Source organism: Corallococcus sp. AB049A (assembly GCF_003668885.1).
Classification (GTDB): domain Bacteria; phylum Myxococcota; class Myxococcia; order Myxococcales; family Myxococcaceae; genus Corallococcus; species Corallococcus interemptor.
The window spans coordinates 1-5,292 of sequence record NZ_RAWL01000528.1; the positions used below are offsets into that span (position 1 = coordinate 1).

The following is a 5,292-nucleotide window of genomic DNA, read 5'->3' on the forward strand; positions in this document are numbered from 1 at the left end:
GGGGGAGGCGGGCACATGGCGGACACGCTTCAGCGGTTCCTGCGGGCCAAGGTCCAGAGCATCACGTTCCGGGCGGGGCGCCTGTCGCGCCTCACGCCGCAGGACGTGGGCATCCGGCCCCGGGACGTCCCCTACGCCCCTTCCCCCGCGCACTTCGCCGCGGCCAACGCGCGGCTGGGCGAAATCGACCGGGACGTGCGCCGCGCCCTGTCCCGGCTCAACGGCCGGCTGCGCGACGCCCCGCCCCCGCCGGACGAGGTGCTGGAGCGCAACGCGCTGCTGGAGCGCGAAATCGACCGCGCCCGCCGCGCCTACGGCCTGTTCTTCGACGTCTTCAGCCAGCGGGGCACCCGGTTCGCGCCGGCGCTCGCGGCGTGTGACGCCATCGCGGTGGACTGCTTCCAGGCCGTGCGGCAGGCCGCGCCGGGCCTTTTGCACAGCCCGATGCTCAAGCCGCTCACCTACCTGGAGCACGGCTTCTCCCCGGCCACCTTCCGGCGCGGCGTCCTGCTGAGCCGGCTGCTGGGGGAGCGAAACCCCTTCCCGCTCATCCGCGTGCCCTACGAGCGCGTGGAGGCCCCGTGGGGCATGGGGGTCATCCTCCATGAAATCGGCCACAACCTGCAGGCGGACCTGGGCATCTGGCAGGAGACGCAGGTGGCCCTCCAGCGCCGCGTCCTGCACGCCACCGGCAACCCGTGGCTCACGCGCCTGTGGGGCCGCTGGCACAAGGAGATCTTCGCGGACCTCATCGCGTGCCTGCTCGGGGGGCCCGCGTCGGTGCACTCGATGAAGGACTTCCTCGCGTACCCGGCGTCGCGGGTGCTGACGTTCCATCCGCTCAGCGCGCACCCCACGCCGTTCCTGCGCGTGTTCATCCAGGCGGAGATGCTCCGGCGCATGGGCTTCCATCAGCGCGCCTGCGACGTGTTCGACAACTGGAACCGGCTGTACCGCTCGCGGCTGCCGTACGCGCGCATCCCGAAGCTGCTGCTCACCACGGCCCGCCAGCTCATCCCCCATGTCGTGGATGAGATTGCCTTCCAGCCCCGCCGGGGCCTCGCGCAGCGCGCGCTGGTGGACGTGGTGCCCTTCTGGCACTCGGACCAGGAGCGCATCGACCGGGCCGCGGAGTCGCTGGCGCGCGGGCACATCCCGCCCGGCGTGCCTCCGCGCCACGTGGTGAGCGCCAGCCGCGAGGCGCTTGAACGGAGGCTGGCCCCGCCCGAGCGCATCTCTCGGACGGTGCTCAATCATCTGGTGAAGCTCGGCACGCGCGATGCGCGGACGCCGGGTGTGGGCGTCACCCTGGCCGCATGACAGGACCTCAAGGGAGGGACGATGTACGAGAACGTGAAGGGGAGAAGCCCCGCCGCATCCATCGAGCTGGCCTCGAGCGCGAAGTCGAAGTTCGACGAGTTCCTGCGCCGTCAGCTCGGCGTGTCCGACGCGCGTGACCCCAAGGCGGTGGTGTACGCGCTGCGAAAGCTCTACCCGACCACGGCCGCGCGCCTGGACGACGAGAGCCGCGGCCAGCCCATCCGCGTCACGGCCACGCCCGAACCGGCCATGACGCCCATGACCGGGATGCTGGACTCGCCGGGCCAGCGCCGCTTCCGCCAGGAGCGCCAGGCGCTGGTGGACGACCTGGAGATCGCCGTGAACCTGGCCTCCAACCGGGACTTCAAGGCGCCGATCTGCGGCTGGCGGGACTCCATCCTCGCGGAGCTGGACGAGGGCGAGGCCGCGGCGAACCTGGCCGTGGACCCCGTGTCGCGCGACCGGGCCTTCTATTCCATCCGCAAGCTGGGGGACACCGCGCGCGTGGCGCGCCTGGTGGGGATGATCAACCCCACGGTGGTCCAGGAGTTCGGCCGGCTCGCGGCGACCATCGACGACAACGCCACGCTGCTGCGCATCCTGGCGGGCGAGGCGCTCTTCCGCGCGGGCTTCGACAAGGGCGGCACGGTGTTCCAGGTGGCGCTCCAGGACCTGCGCCAGCGCCGCGAAGCACTCATCAACTCGCTGGAGCAGCTCACCGCCACCTCCCTCCAGGAGGGCTATGACGACTGGGGTGACGGCCAGGCGTCCTACGGCAAGCTGTTGGATCAGCTGCGCGCCCGGGGGCAGTCGGACCTGCGCGCCATCGCCCGGCCGGAGGCCATGTCGCGGCTTCTGGACGTGCTCCTGAACCACGCGCCCCGGCAGAACTCGGAGGACATGCGCGGCATCGCGTCCGCGGTGCCCGTGGAGCTCATCCAGCTGCGGCGCCTGCGTGACGTGGCCGGAACGCTGCTGGACACGTCCACCGACGCCTTCACCCACAGCAGCAGCCGGGGCGTCGCGCTGAACGCGAAGGTCCAGGGCGCCTCCGCGCCCCTGGCCGCCTTCGTGGAGGCGCTCACGCTCTTCATCGACGCGTTCGACCGGCCCAACGCCGGAGCGCGGCTGCTCAACCTGGTGCTCCCCGTCCCGCTGACCTTCCGGGACCTGACGGGCAAGGAGCAGGAGCTCAACGACAAGTTCCGGCAGCGCAACGACACCCAGGAGCTCATCGAGGACCTCCTGATGGACCCCAGCACGTCGGTGGAGTTCTGGAAGGAGCTGGCCCGGTTGGACCGCAAGCTCTACCACATCGACCGGATCATCGACCTGTTCCTCCTGGACTACGACGAGGCCACGGTGCCGGGCGGCAACCGCGTGGACCTCCACGAGGAGATGATTGAACAGCTGGATGACAACGTGGACGTCTTCAACGTGAGCCCGGCGTTCCTCCGGGAGCAATGCGGGCTGGAGGAGGACTCGCTGGAGCTGGCGAAGACGCTGACCCAGGAGGCGCCCGGCCAGGCGGAGGAGATTGAAGACGACCGGAACCACAAGTACGGCTTCCCCCAGGGCGCGCACTGCAACACCGGCGAGCCGTTCACGGTGCCGCCGCCCATCCGCGTCTCGCTGGACCGCATCGAAAAGGACCTGGAGCCGCGCATCATCTCCGACCCCGGCGTCGTGGAGCACCCGAGGCACGCGGAGCCGGACGAGTCCGCGGAGACGCCGGCCGCCGGCGCGCGAGGCAACGGGGCCAGCATGGATGACGTGGCGTCGCTCATCGAAAAGAGCCGCGCGCGCATCATGACGGACGTGAAGCAGCAGCTGGAGGCCCAGGGGCCGGAGCTGGCCCGGCAGCTGGAGCAGGCGTTCTCGGATCAGCTCAAGGCCGTGGAGCGCATCATCGCCGGCAGGGAGCGGCACGGCGCGGACAGCCGGCCCGCGCCGGTCAACGGACACGCCAAGGGCGGCCACTCGCGCCGCCACGTGCGCCACGCGCGCAAGCCGTGAACGTGCACGCACGGGCCCGAAACCCTTTCCTTCAACGTCATTGACCCAGGTGGCATGCCATGAGCATCGGTACGGCAGAAGCCCTTCAGCGGCTGTTCTCGCAGTGGAAGCGGGAAGTCCTCGCCAACGTCACGTCGGATGAGCAGCGCACGGAGCTGCAGAAGCAGCTGTCGCTCCGTGAGGAGGAGCTGCTCGCCAGCGCCTCGGACGGCTCGACGGCGTCCGTCTTCTCCGACCTGATGGGGTTGGACAAGGGCGGCGCGCCGTCGTTCGACTCCATCAGCCGGCCGGTGCTCGTCCAGGACTTCGACGAGTCCGTCATCGAGACGCAGCTCCACGCGACCGCGGAGCTCTATTACATCTACCAGCACGAACGGATGAAGGTCTTCCAGGTGGCGGGCGCGCTCCTGCGCCTCTTCCACGACGGGCGCATGCGCATCCAGCGGGGCCCGGGCGCGCGGGCGCTGTACCTCATCGAGAAGCACCAGCCGCTGCGCTACAAGCCGCGCGACCGGCAGCTCGCGTACCGGCGCGCGTTCAACTACGGCAGCCTGGCGGCGCCCCCGGGCGCGGTGATGTTCCGCAACTTCCACCGCGAGTTCGTCGCCTTCGTGTCCGCCATCGCGCAGTACTTCCGCGACCTGTTGATTGGCGAGGTCATCCGCGGCTCGCAGCAGCTGAACGAGCGGCCCTTCGCGAGCCAGGCCACCATCCAGCGCCTGGGCACGGACATCCGCTGGCAGATTGACCGCGCCACCTACGGCAACATCCTGGCGCTCACGGTGGAGGTGGGCGAGTACCTCAAGACCATCCTCGACGCGCTGGAGACGCCGGACATCAAGAAGGCCTTCGACGCGAACACCAAGTGGGACGTGATTGAGGTCGTGTCGCAGCGCTACCTGGGCGGCACGGGTGAGATTTCGCAGCGCTCGAAGATGGCGGACGCGGGGCGCCTGCTGCTCAACTTCATCGCGGACAACCCGTTCAAGACGCGCGACTTCAGGGACTTCCAGACGGAGGTCATGCCACTGGGTCCGGTGGCTGAAGAGTGGATCGCCGCTTACCGGATGACGCCGGACGGCCGCGCGTTCCGGGGCGTGGCGCCCACCCTGCGCACGACGCTGGGCATCACCAGCCCCGCGCCGGGCGCGCTGCGCTGAAGGCGGGAGGAACGGCCCTATGGACCTCCCGTTGCAGCACCCCCTGATGGAGGCGGGCATGGGGGCCGCCTCGGCGCCGCGCACCAACGTGTCGCGGCTGGTGGCCTCGGCGGTGGCGGGACAGGTGTCCCATCCCGTCGTGCAAGTGTCCCCCTACCGCATCGGCCGGGATGGCGTGCCCCGGCTGGTGCCGGGCAGCGGCGGCATCGTGCTCAACCGCCGCGTGGGGGACCGCGCGGTGGGGCTGGCCGCGGACCACATGGAAGCGGGCGTGTCCATCCACAACACGGGGCGCGACGACGTGGGCCGCAAGGGCGGCTCCAACCGCGCGCTGATGTTCCAGGCGTGCGTGGGCAACCGCGCGCGCGTGACGAGCGGCCCCATGACGGGCGCGGTGGGCACGGTGGTGGGCAAGCACGGCGGCATCAACCACGTCATCGTGGACTTCCCTCCACTGGTGAAGCGCCGGCTGTGCATCGGGGACCGCATCCAGCTGGATGCGTACGGGCAGGGGCTGGAGCTGCCGGACTTCCCCGGGGTGCGCGCGCTGAACCTGTCGCCCCGGCTGCTGCGGCGCTGGGGCGTGCGGACGGAAGGCGGGCGGCTGGTGGTTCCGGTGACGCACACGGTGCCCTCGGTGGTGATGGGTTCGGGGTTCGGGCGGTCCGAGGGCGTGCTGGGGGACCTGGACATCCAGCTGTCGGATGCGGGGCTGGTGCGCAGGCACCGGCTGGACGCGCTGCGGCTGGGGGACCTGGTGGCGTTGTGTCCGCTGGACTACCGGTTCGGGCCCTCG

The 5,292-nt window shown here is 70.6% G+C and carries 4 protein-coding genes; all 4 read left to right on the forward strand.

All coding sequences use genetic code 11. The annotated features are described in order from the left end of the window. The first annotated feature begins 15 nt into the window (after positions 1-15). Positions 16-1,320 (forward strand): hypothetical protein, encoded by a 1,305-nt coding sequence (locus D7X55_RS35280; RefSeq protein WP_120547934.1) that lies wholly within the window; start codon positions 16-18, stop codon positions 1,318-1,320. Positions 1,321-1,341: 21 nt separating this feature from the next. Next, positions 1,342-3,336: a hypothetical protein gene (locus D7X55_RS35285; RefSeq protein ID WP_121725351.1), complete on the forward strand. Its 1,995-nt coding sequence runs from the start codon at positions 1,342-1,344 to the stop codon at positions 3,334-3,336. A 59-nt stretch (positions 3,337-3,395) separates the two neighbouring features. Next, positions 3,396-4,496, forward strand: coding sequence for a hypothetical protein (locus D7X55_RS35290; protein ID WP_120547932.1), 1,101 nt, complete (start codon positions 3,396-3,398; stop codon positions 4,494-4,496). Between the two features lie 19 nt (positions 4,497-4,515). Next, positions 4,516-5,292, forward strand: a 777-nt coding sequence (locus D7X55_RS35295) for a DUF4438 domain-containing protein (RefSeq protein WP_121725352.1), incomplete at its 3' end; no start/stop codon positions are given.